At 60.4% G+C, this 25,773-nt stretch carries 19 protein-coding genes; 12 read left to right on the top strand and 7 right to left on the bottom strand.

Going from position 1 to position 25,773, the window contains the following annotated elements; translation table 11 throughout:
• The first annotated feature begins 16 nt into the window (after window positions 1-16).
• The 10 genes from FFM53_RS30775 (at window position 17) to FFM53_RS30730 (ending at window position 15,800) form a co-directional block, all read left to right on the top strand.
• On the top strand, window positions 17-607 hold the full coding sequence (locus FFM53_RS30775) for a hypothetical protein (protein WP_011655317.1): 591 nt from the start codon (window positions 17-19) through the stop codon (window positions 605-607).
• A 292-nt stretch (window positions 608-899) separates the two neighbouring features.
• On the top strand, window positions 900-1,277 hold the full coding sequence (locus FFM53_RS30770) for a hypothetical protein (protein ID WP_138389849.1): 378 nt from the start codon (window positions 900-902) through the stop codon (window positions 1,275-1,277).
• Window positions 1,278-1,487: 210 nt separating this feature from the next.
• Window positions 1,488-3,437, top strand: coding sequence for a DUF4384 domain-containing protein (locus FFM53_RS30765; RefSeq protein ID WP_138389850.1), 1,950 nt, complete (start codon window positions 1,488-1,490; stop codon window positions 3,435-3,437).
• A 22-nt stretch (window positions 3,438-3,459) separates the two neighbouring features.
• Window positions 3,460-5,076 carry a caspase family protein gene (locus tag FFM53_RS30760; RefSeq protein ID WP_138389851.1) on the top strand — a complete coding sequence of 539 codons (1,617 nt, stop codon included), beginning with the start codon at window positions 3,460-3,462 and terminating at the stop codon, window positions 5,074-5,076.
• Window positions 5,073-7,604, top strand: a complete 2,532-nt coding sequence (locus FFM53_RS30755; protein ID WP_138389852.1) for a trypsin-like serine protease — start codon at window positions 5,073-5,075, stop codon at window positions 7,602-7,604. Before FFM53_RS30760 ends, FFM53_RS30755 begins: the two co-directional genes overlap by 4 nt.
• A gap of 13 nt (window positions 7,605-7,617) precedes the next feature.
• Window positions 7,618-8,802 (top strand): serpin family protein, encoded by a 1,185-nt coding sequence (locus tag FFM53_RS30750; protein ID WP_138389853.1) that lies wholly within the window; start codon window positions 7,618-7,620, stop codon window positions 8,800-8,802.
• Between the two features lie 42 nt (window positions 8,803-8,844).
• Window positions 8,845-11,250 (top strand): protein kinase domain-containing protein, encoded by a 2,406-nt coding sequence (locus FFM53_RS30745; RefSeq protein WP_138389854.1) that lies wholly within the window; start codon window positions 8,845-8,847, stop codon window positions 11,248-11,250.
• A gap of 372 nt (window positions 11,251-11,622) precedes the next feature.
• Complete coding sequence (locus FFM53_RS30740; protein ID WP_138389855.1) at window positions 11,623-13,362, top strand: retron Ec67 family RNA-directed DNA polymerase/endonuclease; 1,740 nt, start codon at window positions 11,623-11,625, stop codon at window positions 13,360-13,362.
• 316 nt (window positions 13,363-13,678) lie between these two features.
• Window positions 13,679-14,947 (top strand): hypothetical protein, encoded by a 1,269-nt coding sequence (locus tag FFM53_RS30735; protein ID WP_246413340.1) that lies wholly within the window; start codon window positions 13,679-13,681, stop codon window positions 14,945-14,947.
• 541 nt (window positions 14,948-15,488) lie between these two features.
• Window positions 15,489-15,800 carry a DUF982 domain-containing protein gene (locus FFM53_RS30730; protein ID WP_112908772.1) on the top strand — a complete coding sequence of 104 codons (312 nt, stop codon included), beginning with the start codon at window positions 15,489-15,491 and terminating at the stop codon, window positions 15,798-15,800.
• Between the two features lie 749 nt (window positions 15,801-16,549).
• Here FFM53_RS30730 and FFM53_RS30725 read toward each other — a convergent pair.
• Window positions 16,550-16,735, bottom strand: coding sequence for a 4-oxalocrotonate tautomerase (locus FFM53_RS30725; protein WP_130653853.1), 186 nt, complete (start codon window positions 16,733-16,735; stop codon window positions 16,550-16,552).
• 125 nt (window positions 16,736-16,860) lie between these two features.
• Here FFM53_RS30725 and FFM53_RS30720 point away from each other — a divergent pair, with 125 nt between their 5' ends.
• Window positions 16,861-17,745 (top strand): LysR family transcriptional regulator, encoded by an 885-nt coding sequence (locus FFM53_RS30720; RefSeq protein WP_138389856.1) that lies wholly within the window; start codon window positions 16,861-16,863, stop codon window positions 17,743-17,745.
• Window positions 17,746-18,112: 367 nt separating this feature from the next.
• Window positions 18,113-19,084, top strand: coding sequence for an HNH endonuclease (locus FFM53_RS30715; protein WP_138389857.1), 972 nt, complete (start codon window positions 18,113-18,115; stop codon window positions 19,082-19,084).
• Window positions 19,085-19,206: 122 nt separating this feature from the next.
• On the opposite strand, the gene FFM53_RS30710 is transcribed toward FFM53_RS30715, so the two are convergent.
• The 6 genes from FFM53_RS30710 to FFM53_RS30685 form a co-directional block, all read right to left on the bottom strand.
• Window positions 19,207-20,082, bottom strand: a complete 876-nt coding sequence (locus FFM53_RS30710) for an FHA domain-containing protein (RefSeq protein ID WP_138389858.1) — start codon at window positions 20,080-20,082, stop codon at window positions 19,207-19,209.
• A 2-nt stretch (window positions 20,083-20,084) separates the two neighbouring features.
• A complete protein-coding gene (locus FFM53_RS30705; protein WP_138389859.1) occupies window positions 20,085-20,990 on the bottom strand; it encodes a type II secretion system F family protein in 906 nt (301 codons plus the stop codon).
• Window positions 20,987-21,850, bottom strand: coding sequence for a type II secretion system F family protein (locus FFM53_RS30700; protein WP_029872054.1), 864 nt, complete (start codon window positions 21,848-21,850; stop codon window positions 20,987-20,989). Before FFM53_RS30700 ends, FFM53_RS30705 begins: the two co-directional genes overlap by 4 nt.
• 111 nt (window positions 21,851-21,961) lie before the next feature.
• Window positions 21,962-23,860 (bottom strand): TadA family conjugal transfer-associated ATPase, encoded by a 1,899-nt coding sequence (locus FFM53_RS30695; protein WP_138389860.1) that lies wholly within the window; start codon window positions 23,858-23,860, stop codon window positions 21,962-21,964.
• 20 nt (window positions 23,861-23,880) lie between these two features.
• Window positions 23,881-24,837: a Flp pilus assembly protein CpaB gene (gene cpaB, locus FFM53_RS30690; RefSeq protein WP_138389861.1), complete on the bottom strand. Its 957-nt coding sequence runs from the start codon at window positions 24,835-24,837 to the stop codon at window positions 23,881-23,883.
• Complete coding sequence (locus FFM53_RS30685) at window positions 24,834-25,772, bottom strand: hypothetical protein (RefSeq protein WP_138389862.1); 939 nt, start codon at window positions 25,770-25,772, stop codon at window positions 24,834-24,836. Before FFM53_RS30685 ends, cpaB begins: the two co-directional genes overlap by 4 nt.
• Window position 25,773 lies beyond the last annotated feature (1 nt).

Genomic DNA, 25,773 nt, shown 5'->3' with positions numbered 1-25,773 from the left:
TCGGCAGGAAATGCTTATGCTGGAATGGAACGGTGACGAACTGGCGCTCGACATAAGCTTGCTGGAGCAGGTTCGCGCGGCGAGAATAGGTTTCTCAGACCGCGTCTGCGCCGCCTCAGCCAGCAAGGACGACAAGCATCTGGCGCAGCTGCGTTCGGAGCCGACCTATCTGATGGCCGAGTTCCTCTATTCGATGAAGGTCTTCGGCATCAGCACCGCCGAGGATATCGAACGCTTCGCCGATCTGCACAATGATTACGTCGTTTCGCTCACCCGCGATTCGGCCAAGCTGCAGCGCCTGGGGCTCTCGCAGGATCGTGCGCTCGCCTCGATGTTCACCGCCGACACCAAGCCGCGGCTGATCCAGAACTGGGCTGATAAATCAGGCGCTATCGACCAGTCCAATCTCGCCCGTTTCCTTGTCGCGGTAATGTCGAGCGAGACTTGCCGCAAGACGCTGATCGATTTCGAGACGGCAGGCTTCATGCAGCGCAAGCGCTCGCCCTACGGCACCATGGTCGTCTGGTCGACCGGAATGATCGAGGAGATCTTCGGCGAGATGCTGCGCGATCTGCGCCTTAGCCTGCAGCAATTGAAGATCCTCTGATACATGTCGCCCGGAACTGTGTGGCAGGGGGCAACGACATGCATGAAACAAAGAGCGAAAGCGCCGCTGCCAGCCGATTTCAACCCTCCCAATCGATTGGCACCGAGCGCCGTTGCCTTCCTTCCGGCCTCTCCCTATTCTCGGGGCGCTTATGCATGTCGCCCGGAAGGGTGCAGCGGTTCCGGGGCAACGACATGCATAAAAACAAAGAGCGAAAGCACGTCGCATGAATCAAGTTTAATGCGACGTGCTTTTGTCGCGCAGTGGCGCCAATAAGACGGATTTGACGACGATGACGAAATCCTGGCTCATAACCTTGTCGATCGGCCTGCTGCTAGCGCTGCAGACCCCGCGGCTTGCCTATTCCGGCCCGACTGAGGACGCGCTTGCGGCGCGAAACCCCTCGCTGGCAGCGCTGCGCCAACATGACGAGAAGGCCTTTGCTGCGGCGACTGCGATCATCGCCGAACACGAACGCGCCAAGGGGTTGACGCCCGGCGAGGCGAAGCTGCCCGATGCGACCTCGCCCGGCCGCGACATGGGCTCAGGCCCCGGCAAGGAATTCACGGTCGACAATCCGGATATTCTCTGGCTCTACAATTCCTCGCCCGAGGGAATGAGCGACCTGATCTCGATTCTGAAATCAGCCGGGCAGAAACCCAAGAACTAACCGCCTCCTCGCAGTTGAACGGACTATAACAGGCCCCGGTTATTCCAGAGCGTGAGTCTTGCTCACGTCTTTGCCTTGGCGGATTCTTCCAGGCTCCAAATAATTTGTAACCCTCCCTCAAGCAAGACAGGCGAAACCATCCCAATTTCGCCAGTCAGTGCTATTCTCATCTTCAACACAGTGTGAGATGTTCGAAGAGGAGGTTTTTCAATGCCGAACCGCAAAGCCATCCTGGCTGCAGCCACCTTTCTTTCGTTCTTTTCGGTGGTTCCCGCCGTCGAGGCGCAGAACGAACGCACATTGACCGAAGCGCCGGCGCAGACCGGGCCTGTCACCATCACCTTCGATCGCGCTGAAGCCAAATACGCCATCGGCGAAGTTGTCGGCCTCTTCATCCAGTCGACCGAGAATGCCTATGTCACGGTGCTGAACGTCTCGCCGAACGGCGCGGTCGTGAAGCTTTTCCCGAACAAGTACCAGACCGACGCCCTTGTCGGCGCCGGCAAGCGCGTGCAGGTGCCGGATCCGGCAAGCGGCGCCAAGCTGCAGGTTTCTGGCCCGGTCGGCCAGGAGCAGATCAAAGTCTTCTATTCCTCCAAGCCGCTCAACATCTTCGCCGATCTCGGCGGTAGCGGCGCTGGCATGTTCCGCTCGATCGACGGCGGCATGGATGCCGTTTCCCGCAGCCTTGAAGAAGCCCGCAGCCTCGGCACCAAGATCAGCAGCAAGACGCTGATGCTGACGACGGTCGATAGTCCGGCTGCCATCCCGCCCGTCGCAGCCGCCCCCGCAGCGAAACCGGTCGAGCAGGCTGCAAAGCCGCCGGTTGCGCCGAAACCTGCGGCCGCTCCGAAGCCGAAGCCGGTAACGAAAAAGGAAGTCGCCAAGAAGCCGGAAACGGTCGTGGAAAAGCCGAAGCCGGCAGCCCCGAAAAAGGTCGCGCCGAAGCCTGTCGAGCAGGCCACACAGCCGCCGCCGAAGAAATACAAGATCGTCACCAATCTGGCGCCCGGCCAGGAGCTGGCCGCCGACGAACTGGAACTGATTGGTCCGGCCGACACCACCTCATCCACCCGGCCGACCCAATATAAGCAGCCCACCCAGTACAAGCAGCCGAGCCAGTCTTCGCAGACGAAGATGCCGAAACTGCCGATGCCGCAGATCAAGATGCCGCAATTCAAGCTTCCCGGCGGTTTCAGCATCAAGATGCCGCAGCTAAACCTCGGCCGTTCCGCCGAACCTGATCAAGCCGGCGAGGAGATCGAGGTAGCAAACGCCGATACGCCTGTTTGCACCGCCCTTCTCGACAAGCTGAATACCGCCGTTGCCGCCAAGGATATCGGTACTGCAGCGGCTGAGGCCGATGCGATCGCCGTCAGCGCCGATTGCGGCCAGTTCCAGGTGAACGCCCAGCGCCGCGTCGCGGCCCTCAGGCTTTCCGCTGCCCAGGAGATGATGGCCGCCAACCAACCGGTCGCCGATTACGAGCCGCTGCTCGTTGCTGCCGACAGCCCGCAGGTGCTCTGGCAGGCATCCGCCACGCTCGGCGAGATCTATTTCTCCGCACGCCGCTTCGCCGATGCCGCCGCCGATTACCAGCAGGCGATCGAGATCATCAAGAACGAGACCCGCACGCCGAAGGCGCCGCCTGCCGAGACGATCTCCGATCTCATCCAGCGCGCCGCCCAGGCCCGCATCCTTGCCGCCAACCCGACGAGCGACAATCCTGAAGGCCGCTTCGTGCCGGCCGAGAAGGATCATCGCAGCGGCGTGCTCGGCGGCATCTATTCCGAGAATGTGCGTGGCATCGTGCCGGTCTCCATTCCGGTTCCGATCACCTTCGATTTCAACAAGTCGAGCTTCACCTCGATCGGCACCGAAGCCGCTGAGGAGCTGCTGGAGGCGCTGAAGGAGCAGAAGCCCGGCCGCATCATCCTGGTTGGTCACACCGACCGGCGCGGCGGCGACGACTATAATCAGAAGCTGTCCGAACGCCGCGCTCAGGCCGTCGCCGACTTCCTGAAGAGCCACGGACTCGACGCGACAATTGACGCCGAAGGCCGCGGAGCATCCGAGCCGGTGGACGTCACGGCAACCGCAAACCTCACCGAAGACGATGTCGATGCGCTGAACCGCCGCGTCGAATGGCGCCGCGAATAGGCCGGGCGAGGAGGATCTGGCCATGACCGCATTCGTTTCCATGGCCGCAGCACTTGCCCTCCTCACCATGGCGGCCACCGACAGCCTGGCAAAGGTGATCGAGGCGCCCGAGCGTGGTGCGGTCAGGGCCGTGCTGATCGGCATCGACCTCTACCGCAACGTTCCGCCGCTGCACGGCGCCGTCGCCGACGCCGACGACCTTTCGCTTTCGCTGCGCTCGGTCGGCGTCGAGGACATGACGCTCTTGAAGAATGGCGCTGCCGACCGCGAGGGGATCTTCCATGCGATCGAGGCCGTGACGGAACGGGCAGAGCCTGGCGACCTGATCGTGCTCGGCATCGCCGGCCACGGATCGAGCGAGCCGGAACGCGTCAAGGGCTCGAAACCGAGCGGCCGCGACGAGGTCTATATCCTCGCAGGCTTCGACACCCGGCTGCCGGGCTCGCGCGAGCGCATCTTCGGCGACGAATTCAAGACGCTGATCCGCAAGCTAGAGACCAAGGGCGCCGATGTCGTCTTCATCGCCGATACCTGCCATGCCGGCGGCATGACCCGCGACGTCGATCCACGCGGCGCCGAGATCACCTGGCGTCAGGCGCCGTCCTATACGATCGAGGAAGACGATCTCGCGCCGATTTCGACCACGGCGGATGCGCTGTCCACCGGCTTCGATTTCAAGCGGCTGACCTTCCTCGCCGCCGTCGACGACAATACCAAGTCGCCCGAGATATCAATCCCCGGCATTCCGCAGAAACGCGGTGCGCTGAGCTATGCCACCGCCCGCGCCTTCGAAGGGGCCGCGGACCGCAATAGCGACGGCGCCGTCAGCCGACGCGAACTGTTCGAATATGTGCGCCAGGCGGTCTACCAGTTCACCAACCAGCGGCAGAATATCTTTACCGAAAGCCCGCCCGGAACCGATCTCGATCGCGCGGTGGTCTATAATTACGAAGGGGCGGGGGCCCAAGCGGCGGCGGAGAAATCAAACGCTCCGCTGCCCGCCGAGCCCGCGCCGATCAGCGTTGCCGCCCTCGGCTCCGATCCGGTGCTGCAGGGGATCGACCCCGCCGTCACGCCGTTCAAGCTGACGGAAGGTGCTGATGCCGAACTCGTCTTCGATCCGGAAAAACACGAGGCGATTGCCGGCGGCGATGTCGTCGCCTCCGGCGTCGGTGCCGGCGACATGCCTTTCGTCGTCGACCGGATGGCCGCGCTCGATGCGCTGAAGCGGCTGTCGGAGACAAACCCGCAGACCGTGCGTGTGACGCCTTCCGACACCGTCCATCGCGAAGGTGAACGCGTCGGCGTCACGGTGTCCGATATATCAGGCCGCAAGCTCGTGCTCTTCGACGTCACCGGCGATGGAACCGTGCAGTTCCTCTATCCCAACGAAAAGGAGGTCGATGCCGGGATGTCTCAGACCTTCGATCTCGACCTTTCCGTCGTCGCACCTTTCGGCACGGACCTGCTCGTCGCCGTCACCTCTGAAACCCCGATGCCCGAACTTATAGAATTCCTGAAGCAGAACGACAGACGCCGCACCGCCGGCAATATCGCCAAGCGCCTCGGCGAATTCCTGCCGGAGGGCGCGCGCCTCGGATTTACGGTCCTCTATACCTCCGCCGGAGCCAAGCTATGAGCACGTCGATCAGCAGGATCCTCAACGTTACGGCCGTCATGCTGCTGCTCGCCTCTCCGGCTCTTGCGCAGCAGGATACCGATTTTGCCGGCGAGGATGGCGGGCGCGTCATCGGCGGCCAGGCGGCCAAGAAGGGCGAATGGCCCTGGCAGGTGAAGATCCTGGCGCCAGATCCCGAACAGCGCGGCCGCTTCGGCGGCCATTGCGGCGGCTCGCTGATCTCGCCGCGCTGGATATTGACGGCCGCTCATTGCGTCACCAGCGGCCGCTCCGGCAAGCAGGATCTCTTCGCCCGCGACCTGCTGATCGTCGAGGGCAAGTCGAAGATCGACAAGGTGATCGCGGTCGACGGGCCCGACAAGCCGGGCCTTGCCGTGGAAGAGGTGATCATTCACGAGGATTTCGACCGCAAGGTCTTTGCCAACGACATCGCCCTCATCAAGCTCGCCGAGCCCGCTAAATCGAAGCCGGCGATCCTTGCTTCAGTTTCGGACGACGAAGTGGAGGCCGCCGGCCACCCGGCCGTCGTCACCGGCTGGGGTTACACCAAGGCCGATCACGGCTGGGACGACAAATACCTGCCGACCGAGCTGCAGGAAGTGGAACTGCCGATCGTCCCGCGCGAGGACTGCCGCGCCGCCTACCGCGACAGCTCGATGCGCATGAACCCGATCGACGAGCGCAATGTCTGCGCCGGTTATGCCGAGGGCGGCAAGGACGCCTGCCAGGGCGACAGCGGCGGGCCGCTGGTCGCCCAGCGTCCCGACAAGCGCTGGATCCAGCTCGGCGTCGTCAGCTGGGGCGCCGGCTGCGCCGAGGCCGAACATTACGGCGTCTATACCCGTGTTGCCGCCTTCCGCGACTGGATCGCCGCAAAGACCGACGGCGACGTGCCGAATGTTGAAGGGGCTGCCGCCGGCGATCAGGTCGCGTCCACCACCACCAGTGGCGGGACGAAGCAGAGGAAGTCCGGACAGGAAGAGGCCAATCTCGCCATCACCAGCCCGCCCGCCGGCGAAACGGCGCCGGCCGGCACGACCGAAACGCCTGCTGCCGACACGCCCGCTGGCGATACCTCGCCGGCTGACAAGCCCGTCGCCGACGAACCCGCCGTTCAACCGCCGGTCGTCCAGACGCCGGTGATCGAAAGCTCGCCTGGCGACCGCGCGCTGCTGATCGGCATCGACGATTACGAGATGCGCGAGGCGAAACTGACCGGATCCGCCACCGATGTGAAGGCGATGCAGCTCTTCCTCGCTAAGACGCTCGCCTACCGGCCGGAACAGATCCACACACTGACCAACCGCAAGGCGACCCGCGAGGCGATCCTTGCCGAAATCGACGACTGGCTGGTGCGCCAGTCGACGCCCGGAAGCCGGGTCTTCCTCTATTTCAGCGGCCAGGGCTCGGAAGAAATGGGTGCGGAGGCGACAACCAGCCCGACGCTGGTTGCAGCCGATGCCAAGCTGGTGCGCGAGGGCGGCAAGGTAACCGTCACCAACCAGATCCGCGAAACCGAGATCGCTGCACGGCTGAACAGCCTCAAGGACCGCCGCGTCACGCTGCTGATCGATGCCTGCCATGTCGGCCCCGGCAGCCGCAGCGCGGTGGCCGCACCTTCCGGCACCGTGCGTTGCCTCGGCCCGGTGCTGGCAGCGCTCGAACCGCCGAACAAATCAGGCAAGGAAGCAAAATTCTCCTTCGGCGGCGAAAACGCCATGGTCTGGTCGGCCGTCAACGCAGGGCAGTGGGCCCTCGTCGACCGCGAGGCCAAGCCGGCGCTCGGCGTCTTTACCCGCCACTTCATCGAAGGCGTGCAGGATGGCGTGGCGCGCGCAGCCGACAAGCCGAATGTTAGCAATGCCGCGCTTCTCGACTATGTCCGGCGCAAATCCGACGAATATTGCCGAACGCATGCGGGAGACTGCCGCTTCACCCCGGTGCCGCAATTTTATGGCCAGCCGGATGCGCTCGGCCGGGATGTCATCACCGGCGAGGAGGCGAAGACGCCGCTCGCCGCCGTCGAAAACACGCTGAAGAGCGACAACGAGGCCGGCGTCGCCGTCGACGTGCTGCCCGGCACCGCGGTCAGCATTGGCGACAAGGTGGCGATGCGTGTCTCCACCAAAAAATCCGGTTATCTGATCCTGGTCGATATCGACGCCTCCGGCAAGCTGACGCAGCTTTACCCGAACAAGCGCTCGATGGGCCTGAAACCATCAGCCAAAAGCGGCGACAACCGGCTCGATCCGGCCCGGCCGGTCGTCGTGCCAGATGCGCGCAATCCCTATACCGGCTTCGAATATGTTGTGGAGGGACCGGCAGGCGTCGGCATGGTCGTGGCCATCCTCAGTGACAAGCCGATCGAAGTGCTCGACCTGCCCGATGTGCCGACGCCGCTCGTCGGTCAGCGCGCCGCCTTCAACTATGTCTACGATCTCGCCCGAAGCCTCAGGATCGTCGGCGACGACGAGACCGGCGCCCAAGGCAAATGGTCCTTCGATTCCAAATTCTATCGCATCCGCTGAACAGGAGCGAACCATGCCGAAATCCACTCTGCTGGCGGGTCTTGCCGCTTCCCTGCTGACGCTTGCCCCGGCCGCCCATGCCGGCAACTCCGGCGACAGCAAGGCGATGCTTGCAGCACAAGCAGAGCTTGCGGCCGAACTGATCGACCGCACGCTGGCAAAGGAGGGTGCTGCCAATATCATGGTGTCGCCGGCAAGCCTTGCCGCAGCACTCGGTCTTGCCGCCCTCGGCGCCTCCGACCAAGGCAAGGCCTCGATCGCCAAGGGCCTCGGCTTTGGTGGCGAGGTGAAGGGACCGGAGACGGCGCTTGACGCAATGACCCCCGATAAGCCGGCAGCGGCGGATGCGCCTTTGACGACGGCGGTCGCGATCGTCTTCGACGACAAACTGGTGCTCGTCCCCGATGCGCTCTCCCTGCTCGCCGGCCACCGGATCAAGCCTTCGATCGAGGATCTCGACGGGCCGAAATCGGTCGAGCACATCAACGGCTGGGCCAAACAGGCAACGCGAGGCGCCATTCCCGTCATCCTGGATGCACCGCCCGGCGGCGGCTTCGTCAGCCTCGGCGCACTCTCCTTCAAGGCGCGCTGGAAGACCTCCTTCGACAAGGAGAGCCCAGCAAGCCCCTTTCAGCGCCCGGATGGCTCGACGGTTTCGGTGCCGATGATGCATCTTGCCGGCGATGGCCAGAAATTCCGCTCCGACGAGAAATTCGCAGCCGTCGACCTTGCCTATGCCGGCGAGGGCTACAGCATGGTCGTGGTGGCGGCGCGCTCCGGCAAGGGTGTCGGCGGCGCGGACCTGAAGGCGCTCGCTTCCTGGCTGCAAGGGGAAAAATTCGAAGCCGCCAAGGGCGAAATCTTCCTGCCCCGCTTTTCCCTGAACGACGGGCGTGATTTGATGCCGATACTCAATGCGATGGGAGTGACGCCCGAGAAAGCCAAGGATGCGGGTTTCCCGGGTTTCACCAAGGAAAACATCCGCTTGTCGCGCGTCCTTCAGAAGACGATGATCAAGGTTGACGAAAACGGCACGGAGGCGGCGGCAGCCACGGCTGTCATCACGGAACGCAGCATCGATCCGAAGCTTATTCGCGTCGTGGCCGATGCCCGTTTTGCCTTCGCGCTTCGCGATACAAGAACCGGCCTGCTGCTCGCCGCAGGCCTGATCGGCGATCCATTACTGGTGGGTGAATAGAATTCAGTTTCATGAATGCAATGAATGCAGGGGGACAAGTGCATGAGAAGTGATCTGATCGCCCGCTACACGATCGGCGAGCCGGTCTATGAGAACGAGTTCATCGTCTATCCGGCCCAGGACAAGCGGATGGACCATGCGGTCTTCATCGTCGCGCCCGATATGGCGCTGAAACTGGACAAGGCTCGTTTCGAGCGGGTCTGGACCTCCATCAACGAGGCCAAATCGCTGACGGCGCGACGCTTCGTCGAAATCGAGGACCTCATCCCGCCATCGCCGGAAGACGACAATTTCTATATCGTCGAGAAGCGGCCGTCGAAAACGCTGCACCAATATCTCGACGAAACCGAAATGGTGGCTTACGAACGCGCCGCCGAGATCGGCCGCCACATCCTCGAGGGGCTGGCGACGCTGCACGGCGCCGGTTACGCTCACAATGCGCTGACGGACCAGTGCATCTACGTCTCCGAGGACTATTCCGGCCTGTCGGTCCGGATCGGCAACCTGCACCTGATCTCGAAGATCGGCGAGCACATCATCCCGCCCTATGTGCCGGAATTCGGCGCGCCGGAAATCTATGCCAGCGGCACTTTTTCCGCCTCCGCCGCGCTCGACATCTACGCCATGGGCATGATCGCCTACAAGCTTTTCCTGCCGCGGCAGACCTATGCCAGCGTCTTTGACAGCGTCATGGTCTGGGAAGACGAGCACCAGCGCGAGCAGAGCTGGAAGAACATCCATCTCGACCCTTCCAACATCTTTCCCCGCCTGGACGTGCTGATCCCGGGCTTTCCCGAGGGGCTTGCAAGCCTTGTGGAAAGGATGCTGAGCCGCGATCCGAGTGCGCGACCGCGCACGGGCGCCGATGCGCTGGGCGAGTTCGCCCGGGTGACGACAGGCATCCAGCCGATGTCGTGGGATCCGCGCGGCGGCATGCCGCAGCAGCAGGACGCCCCGAAGCCGAAAAAATGGACGCCTGTCAAAATCTCCATGATCGCAGCACTGCTGCTGATCTGCATCGGCGTCGGTGCCGTTACCATCCCGAAGCTGCTCCGCCCGGATCCGAAACTCGTCGCCGACGTCGGAACCTGGAAGAAGGAAGCCGAAAGCCGCAAGCAGAAGGCGATCGCCGCCAAGGCGCCGGAGCGCCCGGCCAGTGACCAGGCGAAACTCTCCTATGACACCGGCGCCTCGGCGCTCACATCGGCCGATGCCCTGCTCAAGGATGAAGATTACGAAAAGGCGCTTCCGGGCTTCCAGACGGCCGCCATCAATCTCGGCAATGCGCTGATCGGCATCTCGAAGGAGAATGCCGAGAAGGCGAAGGCTGCCGCTTCGGCCGCCGGCGGCGACAAGGCGCCAGGTTTTGCCGAGGCCGACGCCAAGATGAAGACTGCTGCCGATGCCGCCACCGCAAAGCAGATGCATGCTGCGGTCGGCGCCTACGACGAGTCGAAAGCGACGTTTGACGATCTCGCCAAGGCGCTCACCGCGCTGACCGCGGCCGAAAAGGACGCGGCGGCAAAGCGCGAAACCGTCAATCGCATCGGCGCCGGCGATAGCCCCGACGTCGCCAAGGCGAGCGGGTTGATGACCGAGGCCAAGGCCAAGGCCGAACAATGGCAGATGCCGGCCGCGACCACAGGCTATGGCGACGCCGCCAAACTGTTCGACGCCGTCATCGCCGATGTCATGGCGGCGAAGGATGAGGCGACGGCGCTGAAGCAGAAAGTCACCGATCTCAGCGCCTCCATTGCAACCCGCGCCGGTGCCGCCGAGCCGACGCTTGCAGCCCTCGCCCCGAAGATCGGCGAGGCCGACGGCCGCTACACTGCCGAGGCCTACAAGCTGGCGATCATTGCCTACCAGCCGATCCTTGCCGATCTCGAGGCGCTGTCGGCGCGCGGCTTCTGCCCGGTTTCGCAGACGCTTGCCTTCGAGACCGTCCCGGCGGGGAGTTATTCGCTGGAGAATGTCCGGCTGATGACCTCGTCGATGAAGGAGCTCGGCGGCATGCTCGGCGTTGCCAATGATGCAGTGAAGATCGACAAGTCCTTCTGCATGCAGACGAAGGCCGTCACCCGGGCCGAGATGGCGGAATATTACACCGCCAATTCCGATCCCGCCGCAGCCCAGGCCTATGCCGACAATCCGCAGCAGCCGGCCGACGACGTGCCGCTTGCCGTGGCGCAGAACTATACGGCCTGGCTGTCGAAGCAGCTGAACGCGCCCGTCCACCTGCCGTCGGCGACGGAATGGATGGCGAGCGCGGCGAAGATCACGCAGGAAAAACTGCCCGATAACGGCGATATCATCCTGCAATGGAGCGCCACCCCCTGCGAGGCCGGCGGCAATGTCGCCTTCATGGCGCAGGAGGGCTCGACCTTCGTCGTCTGCTCCGACGCCTCGGCCGGCGGCATCTTCCGTGTCACCGCCGAATTGCGGTGAGCGACAGAAGCGTCGCAACCGAAAAGGGAAAGTTAACGGCTCCCTCGCAAAGCTAGGTTCGGCGGGGTCATCTACCTTTAAAGCTCGGAGATTCCAATTGTCGAGGCTTCCATTGGCATAGCCGCTATAACAGCTCTCGATGATTGCTGTGCGGAAACCTTGTAACTATTTTTGGTTTTATCGCGCTGGTTGTGAAGCCACTTGCGAATCGCGGAACACGCTCGTTACGCAAGGCTTAGATCCGCAGGCAGATTTTTCCGCCATGCATTGTGGCGGCTATAAAGAGCGTACAGAGGGATTTTCCCTACGCACCTTAAGACTGACGGTTAATAACCGTGTGACGACGAAAGAGTGCTTGCGGATCGCCAATCTATGACAAAGAAAATCTATCGTTACGGCTTGAAGGAGCTAAAATCCTGCATCGATCTTTCAGGTGTCGCATTTCTTTTAGATGTGGAGCCGAAATTTCTTTCCAAACAGATTTATAAAACTGACCCTGGCGTTAAATACCATATTTTCCAGGTCCCAAAGAAAGACGGCTCAAGCCGCTTGATCAATGCTCCCAATAAGAACCTGAAATTTATTCAGTCCCGCCTAAGCCGACTTCTCTATCAATGCTATTTTGATATACACGGGAAGCCTGAGTTTCCGGCACGCGCGATTTCCCATGGGTTTCAAAAAAAACGCGACCTATCCATTTACACGAATGCTTTCCGTCATACGGGGAAACGGCATGTTTTTAATGCCGACTTGGAGGACTTTTTTCCGAGTTTCAATTTCGGCAGGGTTCGAGGGTATTTCGTTAAGAACAAGCACTTCGCATTAAACGACACCGTGGCCACCGTTTTGGCTCAGACCGCGTGCTTTGATAACGCTTTGCCGCAAGGTGCCCCGTCTTCCCCCATCATTTCGGAGCTTATAAGCCAAGCGCTGGACTACCGCCTTCAGGCAATCGCCAGAAAGCATCGTTGCACCTATTCGCGGTATGCAGATGACATAACGTTCTCCACCAATCTTCCGGAGTTTCCCGAACAAATCGGATTAGCGGATGCAGGTGGCTGGATTGCGGGTTCCTCGCTTGAAAAAGCCGTCACGTCTAGCGGCTTTAAGCTCAATGCCAAGAAAGTTCGAATGCAGTTCGGAGATCAGCGGCAGTCGACAACGGGGCTGACTGTGAACCGGAAGGTCAACGTCGGCCGACACTACTACAAGGGTGTTCGGTTCTGTGCGCACGCAATGATGACCGCCGGCAAGGCTGAGGCGCCAGCAATTTTGAAGCTTCCGGAGAAGGAGCTTAGTTCGCATCAGATATGGGGCATGCTCTGTCATGTTCACGATATCAAAGGCCGCCAGTCCGATCATGCGGCTATACGAAGCTTCACGAAGAGCCATCCGGCTCCTCACTATCTTAGGCTAATGCGGGACTTCTTTCATTACCACCGCATTCACACCAATCCGAAGCCCCTCGTGATCTGCGAAGGAAAGACGGATTATATATATCTGAAGGAAGCAATCCGATGGAACATCACGGATCCCAAGGTCGCTAAACTTCTTAATGTTTCGCCGCTTACCAAGACCTCGAAGGGCGACCACTGGCACGTTGATTTCCTCCGCCACACTGACATGGCAGGCGATCTGCTTGATCTCGCCGGTGGTGGAGGCGATCTACCGAAGTTTGCCGCTTATCACCTAGATCGCTTTGAAAAACTTCACAAGGCGGAGGCGACAAAGCCGGTCATCATCATCGTTGATAACGACAACCAGAGCGCGGGCATGTGGTCGTATATCAAGGAGGCGATCGGATCCAAAGGGGTCATCGACGGATCTCAACCATATTACCACGTTGGAAAGAACCTCTACGTTGTGCCCATTCCAAGTGCCGGAAAGAAAGACTTCTACATCGAAAAACTCTTTCCGCCTAAATGGATGAAGGAGAAGCTGGGCACAAAATCTTTCAAAATAATGCAGAAGAAGGGGGAGAAGCTCGGTCCGGACGAATATGGTAAGGGCGAGTTTGCTACCAAAGTCATCCGAGCGAACCGGGGCAAGGTCGATTGCTCGAACTTCCTTCCGCTGCTTCAAACACTCAGCGATATCACTGACATAGAATAAGCAAATTCGTCTTCGGCTTAGCGCGGCCGAATTGGTGGACTGCTAAGCAGGCAAGAGAAGTTTATCGCGCACCTCTTCTCTGAGAGTGACCTTGCCCCCAAGTTTTATCCAATTTTGATTTCGCTCCAGCGGTTCAATAAGGGGAAAATTCCAAATGGCCTAAATTAACGGGGGACCGTCACGGCTATTGGATATCGCGCCGTTTCCCACTCGAATATTCTTGTGAGCAACTCCAGCTTTTCATGAAATTTTGTAATATTGCGAGTGCGTTAATATACAATCACACCGAGTGGGTGGGTTTGGAGATACATTCTCAATGCGCGGCAATCGTTCTGGATCAAACTATCACCTTTTTAACAAAGGTGATTGGTTCGCAACGCAAGAAGCTTGGAGAAAGCAGCTTAGCGACGCCATCGAAGCGAAAGATGGTGACGAACTTCTCAACACATCTACGACAGATCTAGCTCGGTATTATGCACGCGATTTTGCTTTTGAAGTGCCGAAAATCTACCCAGCCGATCTAGTGGTGGATCAACGCGAAACGCAAATTGATGTAAGCCGTGATCAAAGCAGATGGATATCCGACCAGTCGCGGCCGCACTTTATCACCGGGACGGCAGTGGACGTTGAGTTGCCCTTTACCGGGAACAAGCTCGGATTTGATATCCAGCCGACGACCAGCAATTTCAACAATCCACGCGCTCATGTCGGCGATGGTATTATCTCATTCTCCATCACGGGGACAGACCTCACCCCGGACCGAGTGAAGCAAGAAATCGACCGTGCGGTGAATTCAATCAACGAGCACCTTGGTTGGCTCGCGAACGACGCAAAGTCCTACAATGCCAGCCTGGAAAGCTTGGCTATGCAGGCGATTGAGCGTCGAAAAGAGAAACTGCTTAAGGACAAATCTCTGGTCGCAGGATTAGGGTTCAAAATGAAGGAGCGTCCCGGCGCAAGTCCGACGTTCGCGGCTCCGTCAGTTCGCAGGAACATTCGACCTACCACCGCCAAACCTCTCGCTTCTCGCGAACCTTATAAGCCCGAGCCAATCCTTGCCGGCGAAGACTACGAGCATATCCTGTCGGTTATGGAAAACATGGTCGGTGTGATGGAGCAGAGTCCGGGCGCCTTCAGAGAAATCGATGAGGAAAGCTTGAGGACCCACTTTCTGGTGCAACTCAACGGGCATTTTGCAGGCAACGCGACTGGCGAGACTTTCAACTACGAGGGAAAATCCGACATTCTCATCAAAGTTGATGGAAAAAACATTTTCATTGGCGAGTGCAAGTTTTGGACTGGTGAAAAGGGCTACCTTGAAACTTTGGATCAGGTGCTTTCCTATCTAAGCTGGCGAGACACGAAGGCAGCCGTTCTCGTTTTCAATAGAAACAAAGATTTTAGCGGCGTTCTTGCGAAAATTGACGAGGCTAGCCGGAGCCACCCGAACTTCAAAAAGCTGGTCAGGAAGCGATCGGAAAGTAGTTGGACCTATCTGTTCGGGCACAAGGATGATGCGAACAGGGAGATCACCATCACCGTTCAAGGTTACAATGTACCGGAACGGATTAAGCCTCGCGTTTGACCCATTTCTCCGCTCGCCGATAGCTGGCTGGCGACAACCATTCGTGAGAAAGCATGTACGGAGCACAGGATCCACGGGCCCTTCAGCTATAAACTACATGTTCGTCGATGCGGCGTCCCTGAGTGTCTACATCAAGAATATCTCGCGCCGATTTTTCGCCGATCAAAAGTTCGAATTCGACCTCAAGCGGATGTCTCGGGCTACAATCGCCTGTTTTACTATGATGCCTTGCCAATCAGGGAACGCGATGAGGAGGTGGCCTAGAAAGTGGAAAAGGTCTTGGGCCTGCCACTCTCTGACCAACCGTGCTTACACTTGGGCGGGGTAATCTGCAAGTGAACCCGGAATGCGTACATCAGTGCAACACTTGTCGACGCAGCGCAGGGCGCTCCGACATAAGGTTCTAGAGCGCCCTTTCTTCTTCATCCGGCAGCTCGCGCTCAAGCCGTACACCTCTACACTTTTCAATTCCAAATTTCAGAATACGCGCGTATATTGAACGTGGGGACTGCGGTATCCGTGCCTTGAGGGGTCGAGGACAATGTGCTGGAACACATCATCAGCATTCACGCCGGTTGGGTTTGCTTTGCGAGGCCCGGCATCTCGCAAGATCGTATGGACGCTGGGCGACGCGGCGCGTCTCCTGATCAACGACTGGCCCTGCGATGACGGCGAGGAATATGTGGCTGCCGTCAAAGCCTGCGTCGACGCATTGAGCGGGAAGATTGCCCCGGAACAATTCCGGGAAGCACTTCTGCGTGCGGCCGATGAGGCGGGTATCGCCACTCTATCACTCGTCCGGCAGGGAATGGGAGAGCGTCGACCGGACCTTCCCTCAAGCGCGCAAAGATAGTCCGAATGTCGAGGGGCTACTCGGCTTTCGACATCATGTTTGCGCCAGAAGCCGCGGACATTAGTCCCAAAGCTAGAAAAGCACAAAATGCAGGATGATGAAGCCGGTCCTAGTTTGTCCCTTGGTCTATTCAGACTCAGTGGCCTCTTCGCCTCTGTCGTTATCGTCGTATATATTTTCTGGGAAATGTTCAGCCAGAGCGCAGCCCTCATTCGGCTTTCGATGACAGCAAAAAATTTCCCTTATGCTGAGAGATGTGATGCTAGCGGTAATCCGATTACTACAGGAGAGCCCAATTGCGTCGACCTTGGCCGCTATCTGGTCGTCTACGGCCCTGTCATCAAGGTCGTCCGCAGGGCGTGTTCCGGGAGTGACGGCGCCCCCGAGACGCTCATCCTAGACAAGGCGTCGAGGATCGAAATCAGCTTGGTGGAAAAATCGTTGAGTTTTCGAGCTAGCAATGGAGTAAGCGTACTTTGTATTCCACCTAATCTCAGCCCCGAGCGAAGCAACTAAACTCCTCACCAACGACCGTTCAGGGCCGAACTCCGCCATGGCTCAGATGCACCAAAAGGCAAATTCCCCGGCGAAGTCGGCTGCCATAGGCTTGCGGGCGGTGGAGTTGCAGCAGCCAGTAAAGTCAACCAATCGTCCGCGCCGGTCAGCACGGGAGCCGCGTGCCGGCTCCCTGTCCGATACCATGGCGGCGTCGTCCCGCAGCTCGAGCCTTCGACACTGCGGGTCGTCTCTCAGGCTTCAGATTTCAGCTTGCCACCGACCGCCCAGGAATCCTTGGCGATCTCCGTTATCAGGATTTCCAGCGATTCCGGCGGGCACGCCAGGGTTTCGACTGCGGCCTTGGTCACTTCGCGCGCGAAGGCGCGCTTCTGATCGTCGGTGCGGCCGGGATGCATCTGCAGGTGAAGAATGGGCATGGTGTCTCCTTGGTCAGGTTGGCGATGTCCGTCGTCTTGACGCGGGCATGATGACCATGTTGTAAATTCTCCGGTTGATAAATAAGCTGTTGGTATCGTCATTCGAAACCAACAGGTAGGCAATCGTGGACAAGCTGGCCGGCATGGCGATGTTCGTCAGGGTCATCGACAATGGCAGTTTCGCGGCCGCCGCGGAGATCGCGCAAGTGTCGCCTGCCATGGTTGCCAAGCACATCAAGACCATTGAGACCCGGCTCGGGGCGAAGCTGATCCATCGCACCACGCGACGCCATCAGCTGACAGAGGTCGGCCAGCTCTATTACGAGCGTTGCAAGCGCGCCCTTTCCGAAGTGGCGCTGGCCGAGGCTTCGGCGAGCGAGCTGCAATCGGCGCCGTGCGGCCGGCTTCGGTTGGTGGCACCCGTCAGCTTCGGGACGCAGGTCCTGGTGCCGACGCTGATCGATTACCAGAACGCCTATCCCGACGTCAGCATCGAGCTATCGCTCGACAACAATGTCCATGACCTCGTCGGCGAGGGGTTCGAGCTCGGCATCCACATCGGTCCGCTCTCGGACAGCAGCATGGTCGCCCGCCCGCTCACGCCCTACCGGCGGATTCTCGCTGCCTCGCCGGACTACCTTGCCCGCCATGGCCGACCGGCCTCGCCCGAGGCTCTGACGAACCATCTCTGCCTCGGCCACTCCTATTGGCGCATGCAGGATCGCTGGCACCTGGTCGGACCGAGAGGCGAAATGCGCGATGTATTGATTTCCGGAAAATTCTCGACCAACCAGGGGGCGGCGCTGCGCATCGCTGCGCTCCACGGCGCGGGAATTGCGCTTCAACCGGAACTGCTGCTCGCCGCCGATATCGCCGAAGGACGGCTTGAGCAGGTGCTGCCGGAATGGTCCTACAAGCCTGTACCGATGCACCTTATCTATGCGCCGAACCGTCGGCCGACAGCGATGTTGCGGACGGTGACAGACTTCCTGGTGGAACGGTTTGGCTAGCGACGCTCCGTCGTGGCCGGCGGCCGCTATACCGCGGAAGCCTATCAGCCGATCCTTGCCAATCTTTAGGCACTGTCGGCGCGCGGCTTCTGCCCAGTTTCGCAGACTCTTGCCTTCGAAACCGCCGGAGACAATTTTCCCTTTACGCCAGAAGCGGAAGTTCAAACAATCCGCGACCGTATAGTGGGAAAGGTCCTATCTACATACCGTAGTTGAATACGGTGATGCACCTCACGGCATCTAATAGAGAGGCGCGGAAACCGCCCACATGGTTATCAAACTTCCAGTGAAAATTTCACTTGTTCAGCGATTTTACAATCGCGGCGTATAACATACGGTCGCCACACCAAACATAGGAGCAGTCGAATTGCGGTACCTGTTTCAGCGGATTGTTCACAACGATGGCCTTTGGCAGCACCCATCGGGTGGCAGACTAAACAGTATATTTGACAAGGGTTATGTTGCTGACCAGGGTTTCGCTCATGAGGATTGGAATTTCGCACACGACGTATCCGCTAACGAGGATGCCTACGGATACTGTTACTATGTCCCCGCAGATCCACTAGGCAAATTTTGCATCGCTTTCGCTACGTACGAGGGCAAAGGTATTTGGAGCCTTGCCGGCCTCTACGAAAAGGCAGTCTACGATCCCGAAGGAGCGAGTTTTGATACAGAGGTACTTAGGAAGCGCGCTGAGCAGATCGTGAATCTTCAAAGAGCAGGTCATATAGCCGGTGAGTACCACAAGCTGTCGCCAAGCATGGTTTTCGACAAGCTAAAGGAAGCTCAGTCGGACTATCGCTGGCGGCTCCACCCACAAGACATAAAGCCATTAGCTTTCTCGATCACTATCCCTTCAGCACTCTTGCCGACGGTAGGTTGGCATTTTAGCCGGCCTACCGAGATTTCTGCAAACGAGTACGGCGCTATATGCCGATACGCGCGTGCCAATTCAGGAAACACGGTATCAACTGACTACCAAGATGGCGGTGAGACGGAATTCCCCGAAGGCGGTAAAATGCAAAGACAGCATTACCAACTTGAGAGAAACCCTGCCGTTGTCCGGATTGCGAAGAAAGCATTTCACAACCGGCATGGCCGCTTCTTTTGCCAAGTCTGCAATTTCGACTTTCACAAAGCCTATGGGGCGATCGGCGCGAATTTCATTGAAGCACATCATAGTGTTCCAGTTTGCGAGATGAGACCAGGCGATAAGACAAAGCCCGGCGATATGATGATGCTTTGTTCCAATTGCCATAGAATGGTTCACCGAATACGTCCCTGGCAGAACAGCGTTAGCAAGCTGAAGGCACTGTTAGCTGAGGTAAAGGAAGCGTGAGGCCGTTCCAGTATCCAGCGATGTAGGCCAGAGCCTCACAAGTGGCGATTTACCTGCATTGCAGGCCCCAAAAATGAGCAAGCCGGTCTGTATGTCAACGAGCAGCAGTGTAGAACCGGCGATCAACGCCGCGCCGGCGGCTTCGTGGCAGCCCGGCGCTGCAGCGCGAAACGCGCGGCCGAGCAGTTGACGTCGGGAACGAGATCGTAGGTCTGTTGGTAGAGGCTCTGCGCCAGCGTATTGTTGCCGCGGTTTTCCGAGGCAAGGGCGGCAAGGGCCGTGCGTTTGTAGGCCTCGACGATCGGCTCGGCGGCCTTTGCCAACGCGGCATCGTCCGATGGTTCGGCTGCCAGCGAAAGCGCGGCATAGGTTGCGTCGCCATCCCTGCCGACACGGCCGCCGACGGCGCCGTTGAAGCTGGCCTCCGAAACCTGGCGCATGCGCCGCGCGTTCTTGATGCATGTCGGAATGCGGGCGGCTTCCGCATTGATGCGTTCTGCCGTCGGGCCACCCTCCGCGCTGCCGCTGTCGGAGAGGATCACGTAGCCGATGATGCCGACGATGGCGAGATAGACGACCCCCATGCCGGCGAGGAAGGCCGGCTGCTTGAGGAGCGATTTTTTCGGCTTGTCGTCACTTGCCTTGGAGGCCTCCTTCTTTGGCGCTTCCTTGGCGGCAGCCTTGACGACGAACTGGAATTCGACGTCCTTACCGAGACGGAAGCTGTCTCCGGCTTTCAGCGAGGCCGTCTGCAACAGCGCTTCGCCGCGCAGCATGATCGGGTTCAGCCCCATGCGGCGGATGATGAAGCCGCCGTCGCTCTGCCGCTCGATGCGCGCATGGATCGGCGCCAGGAACGGATCGTCGACGACGATATCGGCATTGCCAGCCCGGCCGATCGACATTTCGGGCCGGTCGAGCACATGGCTGCGGCTCTGGCCGCCGGGACCGGTCTGCAGAAGGCTAGGCTTGTTTCCGCGAAAGAAGGAAAAGACCATGATCAGAACATCCCACTCGACATCATCTCGACAATTGCAGGCGCCAGCACCAGAAGAAGGATCGATACGACGATCATCATCGCCGGCATGACGATCTTGGCCTTCAACTTTTCACTGGCCCTATCGGCCTTTTCCCAGCGGCGGAAGCGCAGGTCGCGCGCATGTTCGCGCAACAGCTCCACACGGTTGCTGCCCTCGACTTCGCCCTGGATGACGGCGCGGATGACGCGGATGACCTCCTCGGCGGTCATGCGGCGCTCCAGGCGCTGTAGCGCCTCGATCATGCCGGTGCCAAGCGCCACGTCCTTCAGCGTCTGTTCGATCTCCTCGCTCATGACAGTGCCGGGTGCCGCCTCTGCATAAAGCCTCAGGCTTTCCGGCAGCGTCGCCTGCGCTTGCTGCGTCATGACGACGAGATCGAGGAAATAGGGAAATTCGCGCGAAATGCGCTCCTTGCGGTCCTGCGCCTTGTCGTCGGCGACCACCCAAAAATAGATGGCGGGGATGAGGCCGAGGATCAGCCCGGCCACGAGCCCGCCGATCACGCTGCCGCTGGCGATGCCGAACAGCAGACCGAGCACGACGAAGCCGAAGAGGCTTAAGACCACGAGAAGGGCGATATATTCCCGCCCCGTGACACCGCCGAAGGGCCGGCCCGCATAGATCAGCTTCTGCTCGAGCTGCGCGCCGTAATCGGCCAAAAGCGGCTCAAAATGCGTCAGCACGAATTCGACCGGCGTGCGCATGCCGATGCTGTCGACAATGTTCGGGGGCGGACCATCGCCGCCTGCTGACCGGCGCACCACCTGAATGCTGCCGAGCATATCGCCGATCCACCAGACGAACAGCGCAGCGGTGATCCCGGCAAAGACGACGGCGATCGGGGCGAGAGGTATCTGAGACATCATACCGACACCTTCATCATCGAGCGCATCCAGAAGAAGCCGGTCGCATAGAGAATGGCGCCGACGATCGCGATGACGATGCCTATGGCGTTGCCGAAGACCTTGTCGATCAACTCGGGCTGGCCGAAGAAGATCAGCAGGATCATGAACAGCGCGCCGCCATTGACGACGCGGAAGTTCATGCGCGCCTGCGACGATGAGGTGGTGATCTTCTGATCGAGCTTCCAAATTTCCTTGAAGGATTTCGACATTTCCGTCAGCGGCTCGGAAATGTCGCCGCCCTGGCGGGCAAAGAGACCGAGGGCCGCATCGACCATCTTGAAGTGCAGGCTCGGCACAGTGCGGCCGTGGCGGTCGAGCGCCTCGACCAGGCCGATGCCAAGCTTCTGTTCGCGGGCGATGCGCTCGAATTCGCGCGAGGCCGGCATCTGGCCGGTATCGGCCACCGCATTGACGGCGACGGCAAGCGGCTTGCCGGTGCGCACCGCCGAGACGATCTGGTCGACGGCATAGGGAAGCTGCGATTCGATCTGCAGCCAGCGCCGCTGCAGGAAATACCGGATCAAGCCCTTGGGCAGGAAGAAGGCGACCGGGATGGCGACGACGAAACCGAAGATCGGCCCGAAGATCAGCGAGATCACGATGAAGACGACGATCGCCGTGATGCCGTAGGCGAGGATCATCGTATAGGGCGGAACGGCATCGCGCCCGAAGACCTGCGCCGCCTCGCTGGCGAGCGCAATGTCGCGTTCGGTGGCGCGCAGCAGCGGCGCCGGCCAGCGCACCGGCGCGCCCCAGACGAGCAATCCCGCCGTCACAGCGCCGAGGGCGACCGTAAAAATCTGCAGAATGCTGATATCCATGGCTTCCCCCTCAGAGCAATTCCAGGAAAAGTGTGCAGCGCTTTTGCTGGGGAATTGCGTAAAAACAAAAACTTAGAGCGGTTTTGCGCTTCCGCGAAAACCTGAACCGCTCTAGACGAACATATCCAGTTTCTCGATCTCGCCGTCGTCGTTGAACTCGACGAGCTCGGCGACGAAGCTCGGCAGGTAGCCGGTGAAGGCATGCACGGCCTGGCCACCGGCGCGGCCGACGAGATTGAAGATCGGCTCGACGATGATGAGGCCGGTATCCGGATCGATGCCGATCACCTCCGATATTTCGGTCACGGCGCGCCGCCCGTTCGCCAGGCGGTTCAACTGCACGACGAGCTCGACGGCGGCAACGATCTGCTGGCGGATCGCCATGACAGGCAGCGAACTCTGGCCCTGCAGCACCATCACCTCCAGGCGGGTCATCATGTCCTGCGGCGTGTTGGCATGCGCCGTCGTCATCGAGCCGGCATGGCCTGTGTTCATGGCCTGCAGCATGTCGATCGCCTCGGCGCCGCGGCACTCGCCGACGATGATGCGGTCGGGGCGCATGCGCAGCGCGTTGCGCACGAGGTCGCGGATGGTGACGCTGGTTTCGGACTCCGCCGTCTTCGGCCGCGATTGCAGATAGACGACATGGATGCCGTCGAGCTGCAGTTCGGACGTGTCTTCGACGGCAACGACGCGCTCGCCGACCGGAATGAATTGCGACAGGCTGTTCAAGAGCGTGGTCTTGCCGGAGCCGGTGCCGCCTGAGACGACGATGTTCTTGCGTGATCGGACGGCAGCCTCGAGGAAGGCGCGCATTGGCTCGCTGAGCGCGCCGGCGGTCACCAGCTTGCTGATGTCGAGCCGCGACTTGCCGCCGAACTTGCGGATGGTGAGGCAGGCGCCCTTGACCGCCAGCGGCGGAATGACCGCGTTGACACGTGAGCCGTCCGGCATGCGGAAGTCGGCCATCGCCTCGCTCTCGTTGATCGAGCGGTTCGAATCGACGGCGATGCGCTCGATCACCTTCATCAGCTGCCGTTCATTGGCGAAGGCGAAGGGATAGCGTTCCAGCAGGCCGAATTTTTCGACGTAGATCTCGTCATAACGCGTCACCATGATTTCCGAGATGACGTCGAGATCCATCAGCTCGGAGATCGTCCCCCAGCGGTACATCAGCTCCTCGATATTGGAGCGCAGGTGCATATGGGCGATCTCGTAACGGTCGCCGGCGTTGAAAAGAGCCTGCCGGGACTGGAAGGCGGCACTGAACCGCGTGTCGAGCTGGGCAAAATCGGAGCGGGTGGATTCGAAGTTCAGCTTGAGCTGAAGGGCCGAAATCAGTGCCTTGCCGACGTCGAAGAGACGGCGATTGTCCTGCTCCTCACGCGAGAGGCTTGCGGCATTCGACGACGCATCACGCCGGCCCGTGCGGGCGATGCGTTTTGCCAGCCACCGATAGACGGCGTTTTTGATGACGAGGATGACGAGATCCTGCTGTGCTGCGTCGAGCGCCTCCTTGATGAACATGTCGAGGCGCTCGCGGATTCGATTTCGCGTGTCCTCGCGGCCGAAATCGGAAGATTTCACCAGCCGGTCATATTGCGTGTCCTTCAGCAGGCGTTCGTGAATTTCCATCTGCAGGGCGAGCACACGTTCCTGATCTGGAAATTGCGTGACCACTTCGGCGGCCGCGGCCGGCTCGACGAGTTCGATCGTGACGTTCGGCACCCAGATCGACATGCCGGCCGATACCGCAACCGGCATGCCGGCCCGAAGCGGCTGATCGTCGACGCGCGTCGGGTTGCGGCCGTGATGCTGCACCGACCAGCCCTGACCGGACTTTCGCAGCACGAATTGCGGCGAAGAGACGTGGCTGCCGCGCAGCCGCACGACGCCCGCGCCGGCGGGCAGGGTCAGCGTGCTGCTTTCGCCGACGAAATAGGTCTCGTTCGCCGAGAGCGGGATCACCTCCCGACCGCTGCCGTCCTCATAGGAAATCTTCAACAGCATGGCTCATTCCCCCGCGGCGGTCACATGCGCGTCCAGTTGATGCTCGGCAGGTCCTCGACGGTATTGTCGGCCGGATTGCGCAGCACGAGGTTCAGGCTGCCGTTCGACTGGCCCATGGCAAAAATCAGCATTTCAGCTTCCGACGGCGTCACTTCGACGGTCACATTGTTGTAGGTGCTGTTGGCCTTGGTGACCGCGCCCTCCGCCGTCGTCGCCGCGCCGACGGCCAGCACTTTGACATTCTGCAGGAAAGTGCGGGTGACGACGCGGGTGCGCGAGCTTATGCCGAGTTTATAATCCTGCGCCTGTTTGCGGTAGGCGTTGACATCGTTCTCGTCGGCGCCTGGATACTGGGTGAGATAGTTCTTCAGCATCTGCTCGACCGGCGACTGCGGCTGGGCTGGAGCCTGCGGCTGTCCGGCCATGGCCGGCGCCTGACCCGGGGCGGCAGGCTGACCTGGCACGGCGGCGGGCTGGCCAGGAGCGCCCGGCTGGGTCGCGGCGGCCGGCGCCACGGGCTCGACCGGTTCGTCGACCGTGCCGAGGATATCGACATAGCTGCCCGGCTCGACGAAATGGCCGACGGCCGCGGCCGCGTTGACGGGAAGGGTCAGCGCCCGCTTGCCGGGCGCGATCATCGTCGTCAGGCGTCCGCCGTCGGTATCGTCGAAATACTGGAAGAGCAGCACCGAGCCGGCCGGAATATCGCTCGCAGCCGTCCTGTCCTTCAGCCATTCCTGATAGGCGCTGGCAGCGGGAACCGCGAGTTTGGCCAGCGCCCCGAAGCTTTCCGGCAGCATCACCGGTTCGGCGAGCATGTCGGGCGTGATCGCCTGTCCTCGCGTGACCTTCCTGTCGGGCTGGAGCCGCATGAAGGCATAGGCCGTCTGTTCGTTCTTGACGCTCTCGGTCCAGAAATAGAGCAGAACGCCGGTGATGAGCCCGACGATGACAGCCGCGATGAGCTTCCAGTTCATGGTGTTATTCCCCCTACGAAGGGTTGCCTGATTTGAATGACTTCGACGGTCCGGCCGTCGGTCTTGCTGCGGGTGTAGAGAACATTGGCCTCGACGCTGCCGCGCCTGCCGTAAAGGGCAGTGACCCCGCCGCGCTGCGCCGGCGGCGTCTCGATGGTGAAGCCGTCGCGGGCAAGCAGATCGGCGCGCTGATCGGACCAGCGCGAGGCCGACAGCGCGCCTTTCGACACGACCGTGCGCGACGTGTGGCCCTTGTCGCGATCGCCGATATCGCTCAGCACCTCGACACCGGCCGGCGGACGCAGCGACATCGGCAGCTTGCTGACGTCGGCCGGAGCCGCGAAGGCCGGCAGCGTCGAGGCGACATCCTCGAAGCGGCTCATCAGCACCTCGGTCCTCGGCGCATCGGCGGGACGGCGGATCATGATCGAGACGCCTGGGATCGGCGCTCTTGCCGAAGGATTTTTAGGATCCTGCCGGCGGAGATAGTCGAGGGCTGCCTCGCCGTCGCCATCGAAGAACCGCACCACCACGGCGAGATCGTCGCGGATGCGGCTCGTCTTCGGGACGATCAGCATGTTGGCGGCAATGACGGCGGTCAGCTCTTCCTTGTCGCTGCTTTTCGGCAGGGCAGGCCTCGTATTGGCGGCCAACATCCGCAGCCATTCGTCGGTGATATCGGAAATGCTGCGATCGCTCTGGTAGGGCGTGAATTCAAGCGGTTGGCCGTTGATGACGAGATCGCGCGGCGCCCGCTCCGGCGCGCCGAGGATGCCGGCCAGCATCGAATTCAGCGTCACTTTGAAATCCTTGTAGATTTCGGCGCGAACAGGTGTGGCCATGGCGGCGGCGAGCCCGATGACGAACAGTAAACCGGTGAGATGGCCGGCGAGATGGCCGACGAGACGAAAAGAGATGCGCGAGCCCTGTCTCATC

It is taken from the genome of Rhizobium indicum, from assembly GCF_005862305.2.
Taxonomy (GTDB): Bacteria; Pseudomonadota; Alphaproteobacteria; order Rhizobiales; family Rhizobiaceae; genus Rhizobium; species Rhizobium indicum.
The sequence above is the reverse complement of the archived record's forward strand: the minus strand, read 5'-3'. Positions and strand labels throughout refer to the sequence as shown.